The organism is Arthrobacter sp. K410C (assembly GCF_059090105.1).
Window position 1 is genome coordinate 328909 of record NZ_JBNHFJ010000001.1, and the last position, 23312, is coordinate 352220.

18 protein-coding genes are annotated in these 23312 nt (G+C 61.9%); 13 read left to right on the forward strand and 5 right to left on the reverse strand.

Annotated elements, in window-relative coordinates; translation table 11 throughout:
* The first annotated feature begins 246 nt into the window (after positions 1–246).
* Complete coding sequence (locus AC5RU7_RS01625; RefSeq protein ID WP_494051340.1) at positions 247–3147, forward strand: GH25 family lysozyme; 2901 nt, start codon at positions 247–249, stop codon at positions 3145–3147.
* Positions 3148–3213: 66 nt separating this feature from the next.
* Here the strand turns inward: AC5RU7_RS01625 and rfbA are convergent, their stop codons facing one another.
* Positions 3214–4083, reverse strand: a complete 870-nt coding sequence (gene rfbA / locus AC5RU7_RS01630; protein WP_494008713.1) for a glucose-1-phosphate thymidylyltransferase RfbA — start codon at positions 4081–4083, stop codon at positions 3214–3216.
* Between the two features lie 56 nt (positions 4084–4139).
* Between rfbA and rfbB the strand changes: the two genes are divergently transcribed.
* From rfbB to AC5RU7_RS01650, 4 genes are read left to right on the forward strand one after another with little or no spacing between them, the layout of a single operon-like run.
* Positions 4140–5138 carry a dTDP-glucose 4,6-dehydratase gene (rfbB, locus tag AC5RU7_RS01635; RefSeq protein ID WP_494050811.1) on the forward strand — a complete coding sequence of 333 codons (999 nt, stop codon included), beginning with the start codon at positions 4140–4142 and terminating at the stop codon, positions 5136–5138.
* A gap of 3 nt (positions 5139–5141) precedes the next feature.
* On the forward strand, positions 5142–6566 hold the full coding sequence (locus AC5RU7_RS01640; RefSeq protein WP_494050812.1) for a sugar nucleotide-binding protein: 1425 nt from the start codon (positions 5142–5144) through the stop codon (positions 6564–6566).
* 2 nt (positions 6567–6568) lie between these two features.
* Positions 6569–7294, forward strand: a complete 726-nt coding sequence (locus AC5RU7_RS01645; RefSeq protein ID WP_494050813.1) for a glycosyltransferase family 2 protein — start codon at positions 6569–6571, stop codon at positions 7292–7294.
* 9 nt (positions 7295–7303) lie between these two features.
* Positions 7304–7693: a DUF2304 domain-containing protein gene (locus AC5RU7_RS01650; RefSeq protein ID WP_494050814.1), complete on the forward strand. Its 390-nt coding sequence runs from the start codon at positions 7304–7306 to the stop codon at positions 7691–7693.
* A gap of 99 nt (positions 7694–7792) precedes the next feature.
* Here the strand turns inward: AC5RU7_RS01650 and AC5RU7_RS01655 are convergent, their stop codons facing one another.
* Positions 7793–8674, reverse strand: a complete 882-nt coding sequence (locus AC5RU7_RS01655; protein ID WP_494050815.1) for a glycosyltransferase family 2 protein — start codon at positions 8672–8674, stop codon at positions 7793–7795.
* A 164-nt stretch (positions 8675–8838) separates the two neighbouring features.
* Here AC5RU7_RS01655 and AC5RU7_RS01660 point away from each other — a divergent pair, with 164 nt between their 5' ends.
* From AC5RU7_RS01660 to AC5RU7_RS01690, 7 genes are all read left to right on the forward strand, one after another.
* Positions 8839–9594 carry a glycosyltransferase gene (locus tag AC5RU7_RS01660; RefSeq protein WP_494050816.1) on the forward strand — a complete coding sequence of 252 codons (756 nt, stop codon included), beginning with the start codon at positions 8839–8841 and terminating at the stop codon, positions 9592–9594.
* Between the two features lie 11 nt (positions 9595–9605).
* Entirely contained in the window at positions 9606–10529 is a 924-nt protein-coding gene (locus AC5RU7_RS01665) for a glycosyltransferase (protein WP_494050817.1), read from the forward strand.
* A 54-nt stretch (positions 10530–10583) separates the two neighbouring features.
* Complete coding sequence (locus AC5RU7_RS01670) at positions 10584–11627, forward strand: hypothetical protein (RefSeq protein WP_494050818.1); 1044 nt, start codon at positions 10584–10586, stop codon at positions 11625–11627.
* 27 nt (positions 11628–11654) lie between these two features.
* On the forward strand, positions 11655–12887 hold the full coding sequence (locus tag AC5RU7_RS01675; RefSeq protein ID WP_494050819.1) for a lipopolysaccharide biosynthesis protein: 1233 nt from the start codon (positions 11655–11657) through the stop codon (positions 12885–12887).
* Positions 12884–14857, forward strand: a complete 1974-nt coding sequence (locus tag AC5RU7_RS01680) for a DUF6541 family protein (protein WP_494050820.1) — start codon at positions 12884–12886, stop codon at positions 14855–14857. Before AC5RU7_RS01675 ends, AC5RU7_RS01680 begins: the two co-directional genes overlap by 4 nt.
* A 109-nt stretch (positions 14858–14966) precedes the next feature.
* Positions 14967–15989 (forward strand): substrate-binding domain-containing protein, encoded by a 1023-nt coding sequence (locus AC5RU7_RS01685; RefSeq protein ID WP_494050821.1) that lies wholly within the window; start codon positions 14967–14969, stop codon positions 15987–15989.
* Positions 15986–17680, forward strand: a complete 1695-nt coding sequence (locus AC5RU7_RS01690) for a DUF2142 domain-containing protein (RefSeq protein ID WP_494050822.1) — start codon at positions 15986–15988, stop codon at positions 17678–17680. Before AC5RU7_RS01685 ends, AC5RU7_RS01690 begins: the two co-directional genes overlap by 4 nt.
* A 258-nt stretch (positions 17681–17938) precedes the next feature.
* Here AC5RU7_RS01690 and AC5RU7_RS01695 read toward each other — a convergent pair whose 3' ends face one another.
* Positions 17939–18406 (reverse strand): GtrA family protein, encoded by a 468-nt coding sequence (locus AC5RU7_RS01695; RefSeq protein ID WP_494050823.1) that lies wholly within the window; start codon positions 18404–18406, stop codon positions 17939–17941.
* A gap of 73 nt (positions 18407–18479) precedes the next feature.
* On the opposite strand from AC5RU7_RS01695, the gene AC5RU7_RS01700 reads away from it, so the two are divergent.
* Complete coding sequence (locus AC5RU7_RS01700; RefSeq protein ID WP_494050824.1) at positions 18480–20078, forward strand: DUF2142 domain-containing protein; 1599 nt, start codon at positions 18480–18482, stop codon at positions 20076–20078.
* On the opposite strand, the gene AC5RU7_RS01705 is transcribed toward AC5RU7_RS01700, so the two are convergent.
* Positions 20079–22103 carry a glycosyltransferase gene (locus AC5RU7_RS01705; protein WP_494050825.1) on the reverse strand — a complete coding sequence of 675 codons (2025 nt, stop codon included), beginning with the start codon at positions 22101–22103 and terminating at the stop codon, positions 20079–20081.
* A complete protein-coding gene (glf, locus tag AC5RU7_RS01710; protein ID WP_494050826.1) occupies positions 22100–23287 on the reverse strand; it encodes a UDP-galactopyranose mutase in 1188 nt (395 codons plus the stop codon). Before glf ends, AC5RU7_RS01705 begins: the two co-directional genes overlap by 4 nt.
* Positions 23288–23312: the final 25 nt, after the last annotated feature.

Sequence of the window (23312 nt, forward strand, 5' to 3'; positions counted from 1 at the left end):
TGCGATTTGGTAAAAGCCTAAAGAGCCCCCAGCTCTGCAACAAGTGCTCAGTATCAACTGTGGATAAGCGCAGGATAGTCACAAGATTCTCAAGTGCCTCAGCAGTATCACTGTTTACACCAGCAACACGGTGCTATGGTGAGCGCGTTAATGATCAACAATCTGTCCGGTTCGTTCCTGGGGGATCTGCCGGAACAGCAACCCAGATGAGGGCTCATGGAGCGCCTCATTGTCTCCGGAGCCATTATGAAACGGAACCCGTCTCAGTCCCGTCGCCCCTCATGGAAATCCTTGGGAATAGCGCTCTTAGCCACCTCCTTGCTGGCTGGTCCCGGCTTGGCGGGCGTTGCGTCCGCCGTCGAACCTGCTCCGGCACCTGCCACGTCTTCGCCTGCGCCGGGCACAGCCGAGCCTTCGGCACCTGCCCCGGTTCCGACGGCGACCACGGAGCCCAGGGCCACATCCCCAGCTGCAGCCAGTCCGGAAGCCAGCGAACCGCAGGCCCCGGCCCCATCCCCCGGGACGACGCAGTCAATGGCGGAGGCGGTCGGTGTGGGCGGGGCCGAGATGGGGCAGCGTTCAGCACGGGTAACCTCCGCCCGCTCAGACTCGCTGAAGAAACTCAGTACGGAACCGCTGGCAAGCGAAGGCACCTGGATGCCAACGTTCGGTGTGCAGGGACTGGACGTCAGCGGGCACCAGCCAAGCGTGGACTGGCAGCACCAGTGGAACATGGGGGCGCGTTTCGCCTACGTCAAAGCCACCGAGGGCAACTACTACACGAACCCCTACTACGGCTCCCAGTTCCAGGGCTCGCGGAATATCGGCATGATCCGCGGCGCCTACCACTTCGCGATTCCCAACTGGTCCTCCGGTGCGGACCAGGCCCGTTACTTCGTGCAGAACGGTGGCGGCTGGTCCGGCGACGGATACACCATGCCGCCGGTTTTGGACTTTGAGTTCAATCCCTATGAAGGCCGGACCATCAACGGCTTCTACTTCGGCAACACCTGCTACAACATGTCTCCCGCACAGCTCCAAACCTGGGTGCGGGACTTCGGCAACACAGTGCAGTCCCTGACTGGCAGGCTGCCGGTCATCTATACCAACACAAACTGGTGGAACCAGTGCCTAGGCAACCCGGCCGGCTTCGGTGACTACCCGCTCTGGGTCGCCGCCTACCCCAGTTCCCCCACCAACAACGCCGGACCTGTGCCAACCGCCAGTTGGGGCACGTACAGCATCTGGCAGTACAGCAGCACGGGGCCTTTTGCCGGCGACTCCAACGTCTGGAACGGTGACTACGCGGGACTGAAGGCGTTTGCCTCAAGCGGAGTCCCGCCCGCCGCCACCAGGGCCATCGACGCGCTTCGCGCATCCATGCCGTCCCTTGGCGCGCCCATTTCGTCCATAGTGTGCGGGCTTCGCGACGGAGGATGCTTCCGTGGATACGAGACCGGAGTTGTCATGTGGTCTCCCACGGCGGGGGCACAACCCAGCCTTGCAGGACCGATCCGCGATGCCTGGGCACGCAAGGGATACGAAAACGGCCAGATGGGTTATCCGGTATCAGGCGTCATCTGCGGACTGAAGAATGGCGGTTGCTTCCAGAATTACCAGGGCGGTTCCATCATGTGGTCGCCAGCCACAGGAGCGGCGCTGGTGCCATTCGGACCTATCCGTGAGTACTGGGCGGCGCAGGGCTACGAAAACGGTGGCCTCGGGTATCCGCTGAGCGACCAGGTCTGCGGTCTTAAGAACGGCGGATGCTTCCAGCTCTTCCAGGCCGGTTCCGTTCTGTGGAGCCCGGCGACGGGTGCCCGTTTGGTGAAAACCGGCCCGTTGCTGGATGCATGGGGCCGCGCGGGCTTCGAGAACGGGCTGCTCGGCTACCCGACCGCGGAAGCCGTCTGCACCAGTACCTCCTGCACCCAGAACTTCAGCGGCGGCGTTGTAGCCTGGACCTCCACTTCAGGCGCCTGGCCGGTGTTCATGGGTATGGGAGAAACCTGGAAAGACTCCCGTACAAGGGGAGAACCGATTGGCTTCCCGGTAGCGGGAGAGGTGTGCGGGCTTCGCGGAGGCGGCTGCTACCAGTTGTTCCAGGGCGGTGCCCTCCTGTTCTCCCCCAACACCGGGGCATTTACACTGACCGGCCGGATCCTTGATTACTGGCAGAAATCCGGATTCGAGAACGGCCGGCTCGGCTATCCGACCGGTCCTGCAAGCTGCGGAGCAGTCCAAACCGAATGCCGTCAGCCGTTTGAGCAAGGAGTGGCCGCCTATTCGGCCACCACTCCGCCCCAAACTGTGGCGGCAGGACCCATGGCGGCCGGCTGGGAACGCACAGGCTGGGGTGCAGGCAGCCTTGGTTATCCAACCTCCGGCCAGCACTGCGGCCTGAAGGACGGCGGATGCTTCCAGATGTTCACCAAGGGTGCATTGATGTACTCGCCTGCCACCGGCGCCCAGCCGAGCATTCTGGGGCCCATCAGGGACCTGTGGCAAAAGACAGGTTTCGAAAACGGGTCCCTCGGTTACCCGGCATCCGCGGTGATCTGCGGACTCGTGGACGGCGGGTGCTTCCAGAACTACTCCTCGGGAACGGTGCTGTGGTCGCCGGCCAGCGGAGCCAATGCGGTCATGTTCGGTCCTGTCCGGGACGCATGGGTCAGCTCCGGTTTTGAGGCCGGCAAACTCGGTTATCCGGTCAGCGGGCAGATCTGCGGGCTGCGCAACAGTGGCTGCTTCCAGAACTTTTCCAAGGGCACGGTGATGTACTCCCCTGCCACCGGGGCGCAGGCTCTTACTTCAACGCCCATCAGGGAAAGGTGGGCCGCCACAGGTTACGAGTCCGGTTCACTGGGCTACCCCACAAGCGGAACCATCTGCGGCCTTCGCAATGGTGGCTGCTTCCAGAACTTCGAAAAGGGCACGGTTATGTGGTCATCCGCCAGCGGCGCCCACCTGATAACTCCGGGGCCGATCCAGCAGAGCTGGGCCAGCCAGGGATTCGAAGCCGGGGCCCTGGGGTATCCCACCAACAGCCAGGCCTGCACCGCGGACAGGACTTCCTGCAGCCAGTCGTTCCAGGGCGGCAGCATCACCTGGACAGCAGCAGGCGGCGCGAGAATCACCCTGCGCTAACCGAAAGGGAAAGGGAGGCGGAACCCGCACAGCGGGTTCCGCCTCCCTCTTTATTGGGCCTACTGCCTAGTGGCCGTACTCCAAAAGGTCGATCAGGTAGGAGCCGTAACCGCTCTTGACCAGTGGCTCCGCCCGCTCCCGCAGTTCATCGTCCGTGAGGAAGCCGAGCCGCCACGCGATTTCCTCGGGTGCCCCAATCTTCAGGCCCTGCCGGTTCTCGGTGGTGCGAACAAAGTTGGAGGCGTCATTGAGGTCGTTGAAGGTTCCGGTGTCCAGCCACGCAGTTCCCCGGGGAAGGATTTCCACCTGCAGCCTTCCCTGGTCCAGGTAAGTCCGGTTGACGTCCGTGATCTCAAGTTCCCCCCTCGCAGAGGGCTTGAGGTTCCGGGCAATTTCCACGACGTCGTTATCGTAGAAGTAAAGACCAGGAACCGCGTAATGGCTTTTCGGCTTTTCCGGCTTCTCTTCAAGCGAAATAGCCCGTCCCTCGGAGTCGAATTCAACCACTCCGTAAGCCTTCGGATCGGCGACCCAGTAACCGAAGACCGCTCCGCCGTCGATGTTTTCGAACCGGCGCAGCTGCGTACCCATGCCCTGGCCGTAGAAAATGTTGTCACCCAAGACGAGGGCAACGTTGTCATCGCCAATATGCTCTGCGCCCAGGATGAAGGCCTGCGCCAGGCCATCCGGGGAGGGCTGCTGCTTGTAGGTGATGGAAACGCCGAAACGCGATCCGTCCCCCAGCAGCCGTTCGAATTGGTCGGCGTCATGCGGGGTGGTGATAATCAGGATGTCCCGGATGCCGGCAAGGATCAGAGTGGATAGCGGGTAGTAGATCATCGGCTTGTCGTAGACCGGGACCAACTGCTTACTGACGCCCAGAGTGATGGGGTGAAGCCTGGAGCCGGTACCGCCGGCAAGTATTATTCCGCGCATGTCCCCCATCTTTCCTTTCGCTAACTGCCGCGGCAAATCCGGTACTCTTGGGAATTATGCAGCGACTTCTTGTTACCGGCGGTGCCGGGTTCATCGGTTCCAACTTCGTCCATTACGTACTTGATAACACCGATGACCATGTGACCGTTCTGGACAAGCTGACCTACGCAGGCAACCTGGAATCACTCCGCGGCCTTCCCGAGGACCGTTTCACCTTTGTCCAGGGTGATATCGCTGACGCCGGCCTGGTGGAGGGGCTCGTCGCCGCCACGGACGTGGTGGTCCACTACGCCGCCGAATCGCACAACGACAACTCGCTGCATGACCCGCGCCCGTTCCTGGACACGAACATCATCGGCACCTACACCCTGATCGAGGCTGCCCGGAAGCACAACAAGCGCTTCCACCACATCTCCACCGACGAGGTGTACGGCGACCTGGAACTGGATGCCCCCGAGCGGTTCACCGAGCAGACCCCGTACAACCCCTCCAGCCCGTACTCCTCAACGAAGGCAGGCTCTGACCTGCTGGTCCGGGCCTGGGTGCGGTCCTTCGGGCTGCAGGCGACCATCAGCAACTGCTCCAACAACTACGGCCCGTACCAGCACGTGGAAAAGTTCATCCCCCGGCAGATTACCAACGTAATCGACGGCGTCCGGCCCAAGCTCTACGGCAAGGGCGAAAACGTCCGTGACTGGATCCACGCCAACGACCACTCCTCGGCAGTCCTTGCCATCATCGCCAAGGGCAGGATCGGCGAAACCTACCTGATCGGCGCCGACGGCGAAAAGAACAACAAGGACGTCGTCGAACTGATCCTCAAGCACATGGGGCAGTCCCCGGACGCCTACGACCATGTGGTAGACCGGCCCGGACACGACCTGCGCTACGCCATCGACTCCACCAAGCTCCGCGATGAACTCGGCTGGGAACCCCGGTTCTCCAACTTCGACGCAGGCATCGAAGACACGATTGCCTGGTACCGCGACAACGAGGACTGGTGGCGGCCGCAGAAAGCAGCCACCGAAGCCAAATACAAGGAACAGGGCCAGTAGTCCATGCCTTTGGAATTCTCGAAAAAGCTCGCTGCCCGCGAGACCCCCATCCCCGGCGTCGTTATTTACGATCTCCCGGTGCACGGCGACAACCGGGGCTGGTTCAAGGAAAACTGGCAGCGCGAGAAGATGGTAGCCCTTGGGCTCCCGGATTTCCGCCCGGTCCAAAACAACATCTCGTTCAATGAGAAGGCAGGAACCACCCGCGGCATCCACGCCGAGCCGTGGGACAAGTTCATTTCGGTAGCCACCGGCAAAATCTTTGGCGCCTGGGTCGATCTTCGCCAAGGCCCGTCATTTGGCACTGTTTTTACTGCTGAACTGGATCCGAGCCAGGCTATTTTCATTCCGCGAGGCGTGGGTAACGCGTTCCAGACGCTTGAGGACAACACGGCTTACACCTACCTTGTGAACGACCACTGGTCAGCCGGTGCCCAAAGCCAGTACACGTTTCTGAACCTTGCAGACGAGACGGTCGCGGTCCCCTGGCCCATCCCATTGGGCCAGGCGGAACTGTCCGACAAGGACAAGGCGCATCCACGTCTGGCCGACGTCGTGCCGATGCCGCCGAAGAAGACCCTGGTTGTGGGCGCGAACGGGCAATTGGGCAAAGCCCTCCGGAACCTCTTCGAAGGAGACCCTTCGGTCGAGTTCGCCGGCCGCTCCGACTTCGATCTGAGCAGCCCGGATTCCTTCGCCGGCCGGAACTGGAAGAACTACTCCACCATCATCAATGCGGCCGCCTACACGGCGGTTGATGCTGCAGAATCCCCGCAGGGACGCGCCGAAGCCTGGTCCGTCAACGTTGCGGCCGTGTCCGCACTGGCCAGGACCGCTGTCGAGCATGACCTCACACTGGTCCATGTTTCCTCTGACTACGTTTTCGACGGTGCCCAGGTCCTCCACAGCGAGGACGAGCCCTTTACACCGCTTGGCGTATATGGCCAGACGAAGGCCGCCGGTGACGCGATTGTCCAGGTGGTGCCCCGCCACTACATTGTCCGCACCAGCTGGGTCATCGGTGACGGGAACAACTTCGTACGTACCATGGCATCACTGGCTGACCGAGGCATCGAGCCCTCCGTCGTCAACGATCAGATTGGCCGTCTCAGCTTCACGGAGGACATTGCCGCTGGCATCCGCCACCTGATTGATTCCGGTGCGGAGTATGGGACCTACAACCTCAGCAGTGACGGCGAGCCGCAATCCTGGGCTGACCTCGCGGCCGATGTGTACGAATTGTCCGGCAAGGAGCGGGCCGCTGTGACCGGCGTCAGCACTGCCGAATATTTCAAGGGCAAGGAAGCAGCGCCCCGTCCCCTCAACAGCGTGCTGGACCTGACCAAGATCAAGGCAGCCGGGTACGAGCCGCCCCTGTCGAGCACCCGCCTGGAGTCCTACATCAAGAATGGACTGATCAAACAGTGACCGTGCCCGCCCGCACCCCCGACACACTCGTCATCATGCCCGCGTGGAACGAGTCCGAGGCCATCGGAAATACCATCCGGGAAGTCTTCGAATTCGGTCCTCCCTGCGATGTCCTGGTCGTCGATGACGGCTCCCGCGACAATACAGCCCAGGTTGCCCGGGCGGCAGGGGCTACTGTCCTGCAACTCCCGTTCAACATGGGCGTGGGCGGCGCAATGCGGACCGGCTTCAAGTATGCGAAAAGCCACGGCTACAGCCAGGTCATCCAGGTCGACGCGGACGGCCAGCATGATCCCCGCGATATCAAGGCTGTGCTAGACGGTCTCCAGCATGCCGACATCGCCATCGGGGCCCGGTTCGCCGACAAGGGCAACTACACGGTACGCGGCCCGCGGAAATGGGCCATGAAAGTACTGGCGTGGACGATCTCCCGGGTCGCCGGTACGACGCTTACGGACGTTACGTCCGGGTTCCGGGCAGCAAACATGAAAGCGATCCGCCAGTACGTTGACCACTATCCGGCGGAGTATCTTGGCGACACCATCGATTCGCTGGTTGTTGCGATCCGCTCCGGCTGTACTGTCAGGCAGGTCGCGGTCTCGATGCGTGCCCGCCAGGGCGGCACCCCCAGCCACGATCCAATAAAGGCCGCCGTATACCTCGGACGCTCAGGAATGGCCTTGCTGTTTGCCCTGACGCGGAAGAAAACCGAGCCGTCCACTAACTAGGATTCCAATATGTCGCTCCTTATGGGCTCCATCGTCGTCGTGGCGATCCTCTTCTTTGTCTTCGAGATGCTCCGCCGGCAGAAACTTCGGGAGAAGTATGCCGTTCTATGGATTGTCATCGGCATAGGCACCCTGCTCCTTTCTGCTTTTCCCTCGCTCCTCGAACAAGCCAGCGGGCTCATCGGCATCCAGGTACCGGCGAACCTTCTGTTCATCATGACGCTGATTCTGCTGGTGGGCGTTTGCCTCCATCTCTCCCGCGAGCAGTCGCAGGCTGAAGACGAGGTGCGGATCCTCTGCGAGGAAGTGGCTTTGCTGCGGGCAGAACTGGCTGATGTCCGAGACCAGATTGACCTGGGGCGCGGCCCCGCCAACGGTTTAGAGCCGCACAAGCAGTAGCGCGCCCGCCGGGCGGCACGGAAAAAGGCCCGTACAACAAAAAACAAGCGTAAACAAGAAAAGGGACGCCCGTATGGGCGTCCCTTTTCTTTGCGACCTCTAGCTCACAATGTGCTTGGCGAGGCGGGGCAGCGAATCGAACTTGCCCTTCTGGACCGACTTCAGGATCAGGGAAGCGGCGTTGAGCCGGGATGTCGTGTGGAAACTTGCAGCCCGGGCAGCTCCCTTCCAGCCCAACTTGCCAAAACGCTCGGCCTGCTCCTGGAAGAAGCGCCGCTCCTCATCAAACCGCCTGCCATCCAATGCACGCACCGATGAATCAGACGCCGAATGCCGGCGGTACAGGAATGCCAGGACCGGATCCACAACCATGGAGCCGTGCTCGGCAGCGATATCCAGCAGGAGTGCGAGGTCCTGGACCACGTCCAGGCCTTCAGTGAACCCGATGCGCTTCACCGTCTCCGAACGCCACGCCAGCGAGGGGAAGTAAGCCCAGTCCGCGCGGACGAGGCTGGTTGCCATTGCCTCCCCCTTCAGTTCGATGCGCTCACTGGTCTTCGGGGCGTAGACCTTCTTCACTGCATCCACCAGGGGGGTGCAGGCAATACCCTGTTCGTCGATCACCTGGACACCCGGCTGGACGACGTCTGCCTTGGGGTATTCCTCAAAGGCGCTGACCACAACGTCCAGATAGTTGGGGAGCATGATGTCGTCGGCACCCATGATGACCACATAGGGTGCTTCGACCAGGGTGAGTGCCTTGCGGTAGTTACCGTTGGCACCGAGGTTCTGCTCGTTTTTCATGTACGTGACGCGGGGGTCCGTGATGGTTGAAAACCAGCGTTCGGGTTCCGGATCGGGGTACCCGTCGTCGATGACAACAAGCCGCCAGTCCTGGTTCTCCTGATTCATCACGCTGCGGGCGGCGAGCTTCATTTGATGGACATCGCCGTAGTACGGCAACATTACGTCAACGGTCATGGACCTGAGGTTCCTTCCGTGGTTTCCGCTCGAAGAGCTCGGCGGCTGCGTCCCCTCGAGTATAGTTGACCGGCACCCGCGTCCTTCCCGGCAGGCGCAGCTTGCTAGACTGCTTGGGACCTGCCCGCCCCGCTGGCACCGCCCGGAGGCACGAGGAGAAACTTATGGAGCCCGCATCCGCCCCAAACCCGCGCGTCAGCGTGTGCATGGCGGCATATAATGGCGCCCGCCACATCAAGGAACAAATCGACTCAATCCTGGCGGAAATCGGACCCCGCGACGAGTTGATTGTCGTCAACGACTGTTCCACCGACGAAACGCCGGCCATTGTGGCCGGAATGAACGACCCGCGGATCCGGCTGATCCAGGCGGAGCGGAACAACGGCTACGTGCGTACGTTCGAGTGGGCCCTCACTGAGGCCCGCGGCGAGTTCGTCTTCCTTTCGGACCAGGACGACGTGTGGCTGCCGGGCCGGGTGGAGCGCATGATCTCGGCCATGGGCGGCAAGGACATGGTGGTCAGCAACTGCAAGCACTTCGATGGGCCCCTGGGACCATTCCATGAGATCCGCCTGCGGTCCGAAGATTCGTCGCACACCGTCCGCAACATCCTCGGCATCGTGATCGGGTACCGGCTTCATTGGGGATGCGCCATGGCAGTGCGGCACAGGCTCCTCCAGCAGGTACTGCCTTTCCCGCCGTACATGAAAGAGTCCCACGACCAATGGCTGGCCATAGTGGGCAACGTTAACCGCTCCATCGTTTACCTGGAAGAAGACACCATCCTGCATCGTTTACACGGTGAAAACCTGACCCCACACGGCATCCGTTCCGCGCCCAAGATCCTGAAGGCGCGGATGGTCTTCCTCCGCAACGTCTATGAGGCGGTCCGGCGCGCGTGGCGGGCCAGGGCAGCGTGATGGCGTCCGAAGTGTTTGCAGCAACCCAGCCGTCACGGGACGTGTGCGGAGTCGTTTCGGCGTTCAACCCCGGCCCGGAAAACGTGGCCAACGTCACCTGGCTCCTGCGCTTTGTTGAGCACGTGGTGGTGGTCGACGACGGTTCACCCAGCGACGTCTCGCAGTCGCTGGAAGAGATGGAGCGGGCGGGTGCTGTTGTCATCAGGCTCGGCACCAATTCCGGGATTGCGCGCGCGCTGAACGTCGGCATCAAGGAAGCCATTGCCCGCTGGAATCCTGAATGGGTTGTGACCATGGACCAGGACTCGCGGTTCACCGGCGACTATGTGGCTTCGGCATTGGCAACGGCCCGTAACTCCCATGAACCGGAAACGGTAGGGATGGTCTGCGCTGAATCACACAACAACATCCCCCTGCCAACCTGGGGCAGCCAGGACGAACCCCAGATTTTTGATCCGATGACCAGCGGCACCCTGGTGCGCAGCAGCTCGTTCAAGGCCATAGGTTTTTTCGACGAGGGCTTCTTCATTGACTGCGTGGACTCAGAATTCAATGCCCGGCTCCGGGAGCGTGGACTGCGCGCCCTGGCTGGGAAGGGCTGCAACCTGGAGCACAGCCTGGGCAATGCACGTCCAATGAAGATCCTTGGCTGGCATGCACGGGTGGGATCCAAGAAACTTTATGTCTACTACCACGCACCGTTCCGCGTGTACTACATCACACGCAACTCATTGATTCTCGCCCGCCGCTACGCCCTGAAACAGCCGACGTGGGTCCTCCGCCGGATCTACATGGAGATCCAGAGCCATGTTGTCAGGTTCGGATTTGGCCCCAACCGGAAAAAGCACCTCGTCGCCGCGCTGGCGGGCGTTCGCGATGCTCTCCGCCAGAGGATGGGCAAGATCGACGACTCCCTCGCCGCCCGGCTGCGGTAGCAATATTCCACTATTCAGCAGTGCCCTGGCCCGGCCGAGACCGAAAGACCAGTCATGACCACCATTTCAGGAAAAATCTTCGTCCTCTACCACAAGGGCTTAAGGACCGGAGGCCCCGAAGCCCTTCACCAGCTCGTGGATATGCTCCGGGAGCTTGGGCAGGATGCCTACCTGGTTCCGCATCCCCACACGGCCCACAATGCGCGGGTGGAGCAGTACAGCGTCTACAACGCGCCCGAGGCTCCTGAAATCGTGGACGCGCCGGAGAACGTGGTTGTCTTCCCGGAAACATACATCTATGAAATGCCGAAGGTTAAGCTCGCACGGCGCATGTGCTGGTGGCTGAGCATCGACAACTCGCTCACGTTCATGGCGGAGAGGATGTGGCAGCGCAACACCTCCGGGCTGGTGGAAAAGGCGAAAGAAGGCGCTGTTCCCTACGCGCGGATGTGGAAGAACAGGGTGAACCCCGGCATGCTCCGGAAGGACCGGGATGTGGTCCACCTGGTCCAGTCGTCCTACGCCTGGGCCTTCATTGCCACGCGCCTGGACGTCGTGCCCTCGTTGCTTTCGGACTACACGCCGAACGCTGAGTTCCAGGGCACGCCCGAGTCGCCGCGCAACCGGCAGCTGGTCACCTACAACCCGGCCAAGGGCGGACACCTTATTGAGGCCGTGAAGGCGAAGTGCCAACCGTCCATCGAGTGGCGCCCCATCGCGGGGATGACCAGGTCCGAGGTTGTAGCAACACTGCAGGGATGCGGTATCTACCTGGATCTGGGACACCACCCGGGCAAGGACCGGATGCCCCGCGAGGCAGCCCTGTCCGGTGCACTCACCGTGGTGGCCCGCAGGGGTTCGGGGGCCTTCTATGCGGATGTTCCTGTTCCCTGGGAACACAAGATCACGCCTGGCCGAGACGAAGTGCCGACAGCTGCAGCCATGCTTCCCCAACTCATCGACAACTTTGACTCGGAGGTGGCAAAGCAGGACACCTACCGGACGGCCATCCTCAACGAGCGCTCCAGGTTCAAGAGCGAAGTGGAAGACGTTTTTGTGCGGGGCCGGCTTGGCAAGGACGCGTATGACTACCTGTAGTGCGTGCCCCGGGCCAGGGGGACAGGAATGATCAAAAGGATCGCAGCGTTCGCCGGGCTGCCGCTGCTGGGTTCGCTGGCGTCGTTCATCCTTCTGCCGATCATTGCGCACGTCGGCGGAACGCCGGCCTGGAATTCCCTGGCGGTGGGCCAGGCGGTTGGGTCTATTGCCGCCATTGTCATAGCACTGGGATGGCCGCTCACGGGACCGGCTGCCGTGGCATCTGCACCGGAAGAGCACGTACGACGGCGGCATTACGCCGTCAGCTTTGTCACCCGTTCTTTCATGTTCGTTTGCACCGTGCCCCTCATGGCGGTCGCCCTGATGTTCACGAGCGGCAGCAACCAGTTCTGGGTGGCCTTCCTGATGGCGTGCGCCCAGGGTGCCGCAGGCCTGACTCCGGCCTGGTACTGCATCGCAACCGGGCATGCGGGCCGGATCGCAAAGTATGACGTCGTGCCCCGGATGGTCGCGACCCTTGGTGTAATTCCGCTCCTGTTTGCAACGGGGCAGATGTACATCTACCCGCTCGCCTTGCTGGTGCTTGGCCTCGCCGGAACCCTGTGGTTCAACAAAGACCATTCCAACCGCGAGGATTTCAAAGGACTCACTCCGCCCATCGTGCTGAAAGAAATCTGGGGACTTCGGGCCGGCGCAGGTATTACCGTCGCCGCCGGGGCCTACGCCTCCACGCCTGTGCTGGTGGTGCAGTTTGCGGCTTCAGCTGCCGGGCTGGCTGCCTTCGTCTCTGCCGAGAAGTTCTACCGCATCGGACAGCTTGCCACCGCAGCGCTGGGCAACAGCCTCCAGGGCTGGGTCAGCGAGTTTGGCGCCGACCACCGGCACCGCCGGAAGTTTTCCCTCATGGCCCTCACGGGACTCGGACTTACCGGATGGCTGATCCTGGCACTGCTTGGGCCGTGGACCAGCGAGCGGTTGTTTGGGGCAGAACGGGCCGCCGACTTCTGGACGTGTTTCTGGTTTGGCCTGTCATTCCTGCTTGTCTGCGTGACAACATCCACCGGCGCCCATTGGCTGGTGCCGGCAAAGCGGATGCGCGTTGTATTCTCCAGCACTATCACCGGCGCCGTGGTGGGCCTGCCCGCCATGATCATCCTTTCCGGCCTGATGGGCGGCCCGGGCGGCGCCCTTGGCCTGGCGATCGGCGAAATAGCAGTGACAGCCATACAGCTGCGTGCGGTCCTGCAACTCCTCCGGGACAAGGCGCAGGAGGACAGGACCGAGGAAGTACCTTCGTGAGCTGGATCGGTATCCTTCCCGCGGTGGTAGTAACCATCCTTCTGTTCTATATCCCCGGTGCTGTAGTGGCGACATGCCTGAAATTCCGGCTGGGCGGCATCCTCGGCCTTGCACCGCTTCTGTCGACGGCGGCTGCCGGACTTGCGGGAGTACTCGCCGGGATACTCGGCATCCCGTGGAGCGTCCTGCCGTTTGCCGCGGTGACGGCCCTGCTTGCCGGCGCCGCCCTGCTGGTCACACGAGGTCTTCGCCGGCGGATGGCGGGCGCGCCTCCCCGGCGGCAGTGGTTGCCTTTCGCTGCCATGGCCCTTGCCACTGTCCCTATCACCTGGCGCTTCATCCAACTGGTCGGCTCACCCGAGCACCCGTCCCAGGTCTTCGACAACGTCTTCCATCTGAACGCCATCCGGTACATCCTGGACACCGGCAACGCTTCGTCCCTGAATCTCGCGTCGCTTCAAGGGGTCTCCGGCTTCGATGCCGTGTACCCTGCCGCGTGGCATTCGTTCGCGGCGCTCCTGGTCCAGCTGGCCGCCGTCGACATCCCTACGTCGCAGAACGTGCTCAACCTGGTCCTTTCGGCCATCCTCTGGCCGGCGTCGTGCCTGTTCCTGGTGGCTAAGACCATCTCGCGCCGGCCGGCCGCCCTCGTGGTGGCGTCAGTGATCGCGGCGGCCCAGGTCGCCTTCCCGTTCCTCATGATCGTCTGGGGTCCGTTGTTTCCGTATGCGCTGGCACTGAGCATGATGCCGGCGGTCATAGCCTGCCTCGCGGCAGTCGCCCGGCTTGGCCGTACGCGGACAGACCCGCTGCGCAGCTGGCTCTCGGCACTGTTCCTCGCGCTGGCGGGACTTGCCTTTGCACACACCAGTTCGATCAACACGACCATCGCCGTGAGTTTTCCGATTCTCGGGCTGCTTTGGTGGCACTTGGCCAGGAACACCAAGTTCCAGGCCAGCGTCCTGCGGGCATGGCTCTTCATCGGCGGGACCCTGCTCACCCTTGTGGTGGCAGCCGCTTTCTGGTTGAAATTGCGCCCTGCCCCCTACGACAACTGGGGTCCGACGGTGAAGCCGGGGGCCGCCGTCGGGGAAATCCTGACTGTAAGCCCCATGCAATCGGCCATACCGGCGGTGGTCGTTACCATTCTCTCGGTTGCCGGTTTGCTCACAGTCTTCCAAACTCGAAGATTGCGTTGGCTGGCAGCCTGTTACGGCGTCGTTGGTGCGCTGTACGTGGTGGCCGCTTCGTTTCCCAAGGGTGCACTGCGCGATGCCCTCATCGGCACCTGGTACCAGGACACCTACCGGCTTGCTGCCCTGCTGCCGCTGTTCGCAACCCCGCTTGCAGTTGTGGGCGGCCTGCGTCTCTGGGATTCCTGGCGGAACTCCACTGCTGCCCACCGCCTGCACGGCGCGCTGGAGCGGCGGTTGCGCTGGCTGGCTAACCGGGGAGCGGTTGCCGGGGCCGTACTCGCTACCGGTGTCTTCGCAGTGCTGGCGACATTCGCCGGCCCGGTCACGCACTATATTGGCGGCGCCTCCACTGTTTACCGGTTCGACGCGGGCTCAGAGCTGCTGACCCCGGATGAGCTCGCGCTGTTAAAGCGTCTCCCACATCATGTTCCTGCCGATGCGGTGGTGGCCGACAATCCGTGGAACGGCAGCTCCCTTGCCTACGCCTACACCGGCCGGCGGGTCTTGACCGCCCACCTGTTCGCGGAAAAGGACCAGGACGCAATCCTGATTGATGAACACCTGAAGGACACACCGGATGATGCCCGGATGTGTGAAGCATTGAAAAGCAAGAACGTACGGTACGTGTTGGACTTCGGGAGCCGATACCTGCTAAATCTCCCCGGATCCCGGGAGTACCCAGGCGTCACCGACATCGGGAATGCTCCCGGCTTCACCATGGTCGACTCACAAGGTTCCTCTGCCCGGCTGTACGAAATTACGGCGTGCGCATGACAAACCCCGTGCACCATCGAACGTTGGCCTGCCTCAACTTCCGTGGCACGGGCACTAGGCTGAAAGGGTGATTCCCGTTTCTCTCCGAGCAAAAATAAAGGCTGCCGCCTTGTTGTTGGGGCTCCTGTCCATGTCTGCGTGTGCCACCACTCCCCCGGGCACTGTCCAAGGTGCCCTTACCGGAATCGGCAGCAATGCTGCCCAGGGCGCAGTCAGCGCATGGGGCCTGGCATGGGGCAGTGCTGTTAAGGGCACCTCGGTGAGCTATTCCCCCGACGGTTCCGCAGCCGGGCTCAAAGCCCTCCAGGACGGACAGGCACATTTCGCGGTGGGTTCCGCGCCGCTTACTCCGCAGGAAGCCACAGCTGTTCGCGGCATGTGCGCGCCTGGCGGTGCCATATCGGTGGCGGCGGGGGTTTTGCCTGTAGGCGTAGCCATCAAAATCAAGGGCGTCAATGACGTGGTGCTGGACGCCCCCACCCTTGCCGCCATCCTGCAGGGTGAGATCACGCGCTGGAACGATCCCCGAATCCTTGGCCTGAATACCGGAACGGACCTCCCCGACCTTGAAATCACGGTCATTGCACCGGAAGGTCCTTCGGATACGGTACGTCCGGTGAATGACTACCTCACCCGGGAGGCAGGTGTTGCGTGGGAGCCGGATTCCCAGGACAGTTGGCCGTCCACGGTTATAGGGCAGGTATCGTCGCCGCCATTGGACCTCGCAGACAAACTGGATGACACCAACGGCGGGATTTCCATTCTCGACGGAAGCATCATCGGCAACCGCTTCACAGCAGCGCAACTCGTCTTTGACGGCAAGCAGAGGCGGCTCCAGGCCTCCTCCGTCGTCGACGCCGTCACTACCGGGGATGTGGACTCGTCCCCACACGGCGTGGCGCAGGAATTGGACGGGGCCTCCGGCTACGCGTTGGGCACCGTGATCTATGTACATATGTGCCGGGAATACTCCGAGCCCGCCTTGACGCGCTTGAGCCGGTCCCTCGGCCAGAGCCTCCTGAGCGAAGACGCGCAGAAGAACGCCAACGCCTTCGCCTTTGTCATGTCACCCAGCAAGACAGCAGTAAGCGAAGCCCGTGCACTGATCGGCACCAACGGAGACGGACAATGACCCTTTTCTTCAACAACGTCCGACGCGGACTTCCACGTCCCTTGCCGACGTTCGGGCTCCTGGCCACAATCTTTGCCCTGTTGTTCGGGCTGTGGGCGGTTGCCACCCCGCTTATGGGGTCGCCCGATGAACCCGCGCACACGATCAAGGCCGCCGCGGTCGTGCGGGGCCAGGTCCTGGTGGAAGAAGGTACTTCCTTCGGCCACGGCGTCCATGTCCGGGTCCCTAACTACATCGCCAGCCTTCATGCCCAAAGCTGCTATAAATTCAACCGGGCACAAGCAGCCGATTGCGCAGCGCCGGTCTATGCGGACGACACCTTCACGAATATCGGCGTAACCTCCGCCGGCTCCTACAATCCGATGTACTACTGGGTGGTTGGGCTTCCCACTCTGTTCATGTCCGGTGCCCCCGCGATCTATGCCATGAGGCTCGTCAGCGCGGCGCTCTGTGCTTTGTTCTTTGCCGCCGGGTTCACCGCCCTGACAGAACTGCGGCGCCCCAAATATCCCGTCCTTGTCGCGGCCCTCACCATGACTCCGATGATCCTGTTCCTTGGAGGAGGCATCAACCCGAATTCCCTCGAAATCGCAGCAACCATGGCAGCCTTTGCCGGTTTCGTTGTGGTGCTGGACAACTGGCGCAACACAAGACTGGTCCTGCCTGCGCTTGCAACTGTCGTGGCCGCAACGGTGGTACTGGCAAACGCACGGCAGATTTCCCTTGTATGGCTGCTGTGTGCCCTGATCGTCGGCGTCTGTTCGTTCCGGCTGCGCCGCACGCTCGCCGTTTTCACCGACAGACGTGTGCTGACCGCCGTCGCGATTGCCGTCCCGGGCGCTTTGCTGGGATTCCTTTGGATGTACGTTGCCGCCAACGGGCCGGCGAACGTAGGCGTGGCGCCTGAGGGAATCGCGAATCCGCACCCGGATGCCCCCCTCTACCGCGGCTTCATGATCATGCTTGACCGGACCTACGATTTCTTCCCGCAGTACATAGGCACCATGGGATGGCTGGACACCCCGGCACCGGAACTGGTGACGCTTGTCTGGGGCGGTCTGATGGTCGCAGCGCTAATTGTCCCCTTCTGCGTCCGCCCCCTCCGCAACTGGACGGGCTACTGGGTGGCCCTGGCCATGCTCTACCTGGTCCCTGCGCTGCTGCAAACGGCCCTGTGGCGCGGCATGGGATTCATCTGGCAGGGCCGGTATACGCTGCCGCTCGTCGTCGTACTGTTCGTCAGTGTTGGCCTGGGACTCCGGAAGCTTCGATTCCCGACCTCCCCGGTTGCAGTGCATATTTCGCGGGTGTTGTTCTGGCTGATTGTTTTTTGCCACACCCTGACGTTCGTTTACGTCCTCCGCCGGTATGTGGTGGGAATCAGTGAGATTGCCAACTGGCAAACGCTCTTCTCCTCACCGGACTGGCAGCCGCCCCTCGGGTGGTTCACGTTGACGGCGGCCTATCTGCTGGTCACGGCCGCCGGAGTTCTGCTCCTGTTCCGCTACCTCCACCCGGGCCAGCCGCTTATTGTCCGGGCTGCCGCTGCTGGCGGTAAGGGCCTGGGACGGCTCAGGGCGGGCGGGCAGCATGAACAGCCGCAGATGGGCGGAGGGACTATCGCCCCCGCGACTACCGGGGACCGTATTACTTCCGGATCCGGGGTATCAGCAGGACCGGGCCAATCCTAGGTTCCAATCCCCTGCGAGGAGGAGACAAAACGTCTTCCTCGGCGGACGGTGTACAAAGCTACAGCCCCCTTTATCCAGGTAAAGGGGGCTTCTTTGTGTCGTCCGGCGGTACGGTCTCGGATTCGTCTGGGCTTGGCCTCACGGCAGGGAATAAGTTCCCAGCCGCCTGACACCTAGAGTCACGCGGTACCGGGCAGGTGGAGCTGGAGGAGCAACTTCTGCCGTATGTTCAGGAGGACCCGCCAGTCAGCAGCAGCGTTATTCTCCGGAATCCCGCTTGAAGATCCAGTGGCGGTACAAGAAGTAATTCCAAACCGTGGTCATGACCGTGGCACATGCCTTACCGATGAGGTAGGACCAGCCGAGGGCATCAAACCCTGTCACCACGATGTCGCTGACTGCGATGTTCACAATTACCAGCAGGATGTACTTAACGGCGGAAACGCTGCCCTTGTTGGTGGCCCGGAAGGTGAACATTCTCTGCAGCAGGAAGTTGAAAACCAGGCTGACGACGAATGCGATAGGTGTCGCAAGCCACAGTGCCACACCGAAAACCTCATGAAGCAGAGCAAGAAGCCCCAGATCAAGGGCGAAGGAAAGACCGCCGACAAAAAGGAACCGGACAACAGCGTTCTGGTACAGGCCGATGGCAAGCCCGGGAACTGAAGGGGGCGCGTCGGCAGGCGATTGAGGAGACGTCGATGCACCAGAAATAGAACTGCGCATCGTTGTTATCCTCCCCAGAAGCTGGAGCGCACGGATTTAAACCCCGTACGTCCAAAGTATGGTTAAACCTACCATGCAAAATTCCCTCACGCCGACGCTGCGGCGCCCGCTCAAGTCATCCCTGCCCGACAGAAAACGCCCTTCGCCGCTGCGGGTTTTGTTGGTTTCCTGGCTTCTGTTCGGTTGCATCGGGACCCTTTGGAGCTTCGCTTCCCCCCTGATGTCCATACCCGACGAACCGGCACACGCCATCAAGGCTGCGGCCGTCGCCAGGGGACAGTTCAGCGGTGCCAGTACTGGTGTCCAGGGTGAACGCCTGACCGTGAACGTTCCGGGTTATGTGGCCAGCCTCGACGCCTACAAGTGCTTCGCCCATCACCCATATCTGACTCCAGCGTGCGCGCCGCCCATCGATGCGTCAGACCGCGGCCCGGTACCCGCACAGACTTCCGCTGGAAACTACAATCCGGTGTATTACGCCATCGTTGGACTGGGTAGCCGCGGTCTCAGTGGCGAGCCGGCACTGTACGCGATGCGGCTTATCAGCGCATGGCTTGTTGCGTTTTTCCTCGGGGCGATAATGTCCGCAGCATCGTCGCTGCGCCACTACCACCGACCCGTCATAGCCAGTGCAATCGCCCTCACTCCTGCTGTCTTCTTCCTGTCCGGCTCCGTTAATCCCAACGGCCTTGAGATCGCGGCAGCGGGTGCTGTCTTCATGAGCCTGTGTGCCATATTCGAGCGGACTGCCGCCGGAATACCTGGCAGCAGGCTGCTCTTTGTCAGCGCAGCGCTGTCCGGGAGCCTGCTGGCCCATACCCGCCCGCTTTCCCTGCTCTGGCTAGCAATCGCCGCTGTGTCCGCTATTCTCTGCTTCGGAATCAAAGCGTTTATTCGAACTCTTGCGGTCCGTGGTTTCCAACTGGCCGTCCTCGCCGTCGGCCTGTCAAGCGTGTTCGCCCTCTGGTGGGTGCTGTCCGCCAAGAGCTTTGACAGCCTGCTCGCTGGTGCTCCGTTACCGGCTGAGGAAGCCGCTGTTGCCATGCTGGACAAGACCGTGTTCTTCATGGTCGAGTACGTTGGCGTTCTCGGCTGGATTGACACCCTGCCTCCACCGGCTGCGGTTTATGCATGGGTCCTGGGATTCGGCGCCATGCTCTTCCTGGCTTTTACGGCACGCCCTGTCCGGGGACGTTGGGTGATGGCCTTGCTGACTTTGACCGTCATCGTGGTGCCTCTGGCCCTGCAGGCCAGTTCCAGCGAGAAGCTGGGATGGATCTGGCAAGGCCGTTACACTCTGGCGATGGTTGTCACGCTGATCCTGGCTGCAGGAGTGACCACCCGCTTCCGCCGCTTCAGGGTCACTCCGTGGACAAAGTCCATGGTGCGGTGGGGTTTGGTGCTGGGAGCCCTGGCCCACGTTTATGTGTTCATGGAAGGACTCCGGCGCTACACGATCGGCGTCATGGACCACGTCAACTGGACGGAGATGTTCCAGCCGGAGTGGCAGCCGCCGGGTACCTGGCAGCTGCTCGCCGTCGGCTACCTTGTGCTGCTGGCCGTCAGCGGAACGTTGCTGTACCGACTATTGACGGCAGCCCCTGCCTGGCGGAGCAGGCTGGCAACGCCGGCTACTACTGCCCGGCCAGCCGTGCATACTCACAGCGCTTAGTCAGCTGGAAGCCGCAGCGCTCCTGGCGGCGGGGCCACCAACGTGGTCCTGCCCCGGGGCAGCTGCTTGGAAGGTCCTGCGCCAGGAGTCCATTGAGACCAGTTCCGGCAAGGCGGTTTTGTAGGCGTCAGCGAGGTCGTCCCACTCTTTGTACAGCCGGGCATGCTGGCTTGCCGACTGCTTGAGCATCTCCCTGAGCTTCCGGGGGTCACGCTTATACCAGGACGCCGCGGTTCCCTCGGCATTGGACACAACCACTGAGTCGTAGTGCGCGATCCGGAACCAGCGGTTATCAATATGGGCAAGGTACGCCTGCGGGCGTTCCAGGGATTCCCGTGAAGGCCGCTTCAGTAGTTGCCTGGCCACTGTGGTGACTCCCCACTGGACCATATCCTTCTTAGCCGGCATTTGGATGTCCACCGAGGTGGACAGCCCGGCACCCAGTGCCGGAGGGGGAAATTCGTCCACGTCCTCCAGCATCTGCGCATCCGAGTAAGCGCCGCGGCGGGCCAGGATCTCGGCAAGCTTGCCGTGCAGTGAGGGATGGAGGTGCCCGGGGCCTGCCAGCAGGTCTGCCCTGGCGCTCAACCGGTTATGGACCGTGAAGTACTGGAGGGATACGAGGTGCTTGACGTCTTCCTGGAAGGACTCACGAAGAACGTTGCCGCCCTTTGGGTGGGGGCTGTGCAGCAGTGCTGTGATGAGCCTGTTGCGGTTGTGGAAGTATGCCTGCCATCCGACAAGATCGTCTTTGTCGATCCAGGAGATATGCCAGAGCGCCGCCCCGGGCAGGGACACAGTCCGGAATCCGGCAGCTCGTGCACGCAGGCCATATTCTGAATCGTCCCACTTGATGAACAGCGGGAGGGGCAGTCCAACCTGCCGGATGACGGAGGTGGGAATCATGCACATCCACCACCCGTTGTAGTCGACATCGAACCGCCTGTGCAGCCAGGGGGTCTGCCGAAGGTTGGACACGCTGAAGTCGTGCCGCATCTGCATATCCCGGTGGGGCTGGCTTGGGGAGAAGCGGCGGGAATCTATTGTTTCACCCATCGAGTACAGGGTGCTCCGGCTGTAAAGGTCGAACATGTGTCCGCCGACGATCGTGGGGCTCTTGCACCTGCCCGAAAAAGCCATCATCCGCATGATGCTTTCCGGTTCCATGACCACGTCATCATCCAGCAGGAGGACGTAGTCGCTGCCGTTTTCCACGCCTTCGTACATGCCGCGGGCGAACCCTCCGGAGCCGCCGAGGTTAGCCTGGTCGATGACGCGGAGCTTCTGACCAAGCAGGGCGGCTACTTCCGCAAACCCCGGCTGGTCGGCAACCTTCCGTGAGCCCTGATCGACGATGATCACTTCCTTGGCGAGTTCCAGGGCTTCGGGATGGCCAGCGAGGGTCCGGACATTGGCCAGGCAAAAGTCCGGCTTGTCCATGGTGGTGATCTGGATTGTCGCCGTTTCCCCGGTCCTCACCGGCGGCGGGCCCTCCCACCGTGCCTCCTTGAGGACGAGGTCTCCCCCGCTGGAGGCCAGATCGAACCAATACCACCCGCCGTCGCCAAACGGCCTGATGGACAACTCAAATTCGGTGCGCGCGTCATTCTCAACCCTGGCACCATCCACGCGTTGGATGGTGCCGCGGGCATTTGACTTGTAGACGGTAACAGATCCCCGCCCGGCCGTCTCCACCACCAGGCGGATGTCCCGAAGGTGGGTCCAGCGGCGCCAGTAACTGGCAGGAAAGGCGTTGAAGTATGTTCCCAGGGAGAGCTGCTCCCCGGACCGCACCCGGACTGATTGGCGCGACAGCAGATCGTCCACGTGCACTTCGCGGGTATTGGAGCCGACGAGGTGCAGTTTCTGTTCAACGGGTTTGGGGTTCCTGGCGAACTCATCGCTTTCCTTGAAGCGAACCCCGGTTGCCGGGCCGGCATCCGCATAGAGGGACATAGTGTCCACCCCCGACTCCGGCGGGAAAATTACCCTCTGAAGTGTTGACCAGCCCGGCCCGGCACTCATGCGTCGACGCCTCCGCTTTCCAGCTTCACGCCGCTTTCGAAGTGCGGGCGGATTTTGTTGTCGAACATGCTCAGTGCCGACCCGATGGCCATGTGCATGTCAAGGTACTTGTAGGTTCCGAGGCGCCCGCCGAACAAGACGTCCTTTTCAGCGCCCGCAAGGTCGCGGTACTTCAGCAGCCGCTCGCGGTCCGCCGTCGTATTCACCGGGTAGTACGGCTCATCGCCCTTTTCCGCGAAGCGCGAGAACTCGCGCATGATGACGGTCTTTTCCGTCTGGTAGTCGCGCTCCGGGTGGAAGTGCCGGGGTTCAATGACGCGGGTGTAGGGAACGTCGGCGTCGTTGTAGTTGACGACGGACGTGCCCTGGAAGTCCTCCATGTCGAGTACCTCCTCCTCGAAATCGATGGTGCGCCAGGAAAGGTCACCTTCGGCGTAGTCGAAGTAGCGGTCGACAGGTCCCGTGTAGACGACCGGGATGTTGCCCACAACCTTGTTCTTGCTGTACTCGTGCGACTCGTCAAAGAAGTCCGTGTTCAGGCGCACCTCGATGTTCGGGTGCTCCGCCATCTTCTCGATCCACGCCGTGTAGCCGTTGGTCGGCAGTCCCTCGTACTTGTCGTTGAAGTACCGGTTGTCATAGTTGTAGCGCACGGGAAGGCGCGAAATGATCCCGGCAGGAAGATCCTTCGGATCCGTCTGCCACTGCTTGCCCGTGTAGTGCTTGATGAAGGCCTCGTACAGCGGGCGGCCAATCAGCTGGATGCCCTTGTCGTTCAGGTTCTGTGGATCTGTGCCGGCGAGCTCACCGGCCTGCTCCTGGATGAGCTCACGTGCTTGGCCCGGGGTCATGTTTGCGCGGAAGAACTGGTTGATCGTGGCGAGATTGATCGGCAGCGAGTAGACCTCGCCCTTGTGCACGCCGTACACCTTGTGGACGTAGTTCGTGAAGGTGGTGAACCGGTTGACGTACTCCCACACCCGCTCATTGGAAGTGTGGAAGAGATGCGCTCCGTAGCGGTGCACCTCAATGCCGGTCTGCTCTTCTTTCTCGCTGTAAGCATTGCCGCCGATATGGTGGCGGCGGTCGATGACGACGACCTTAAGGCCGAGCTCGGTAGCGGCCTGTTCTGCGATTGTCAGGCCAAAAAAGCCAGACCCAACGATGACAAGGTCAGCGGTCACAAAATCTCCTGGTTTGAATGCGGGC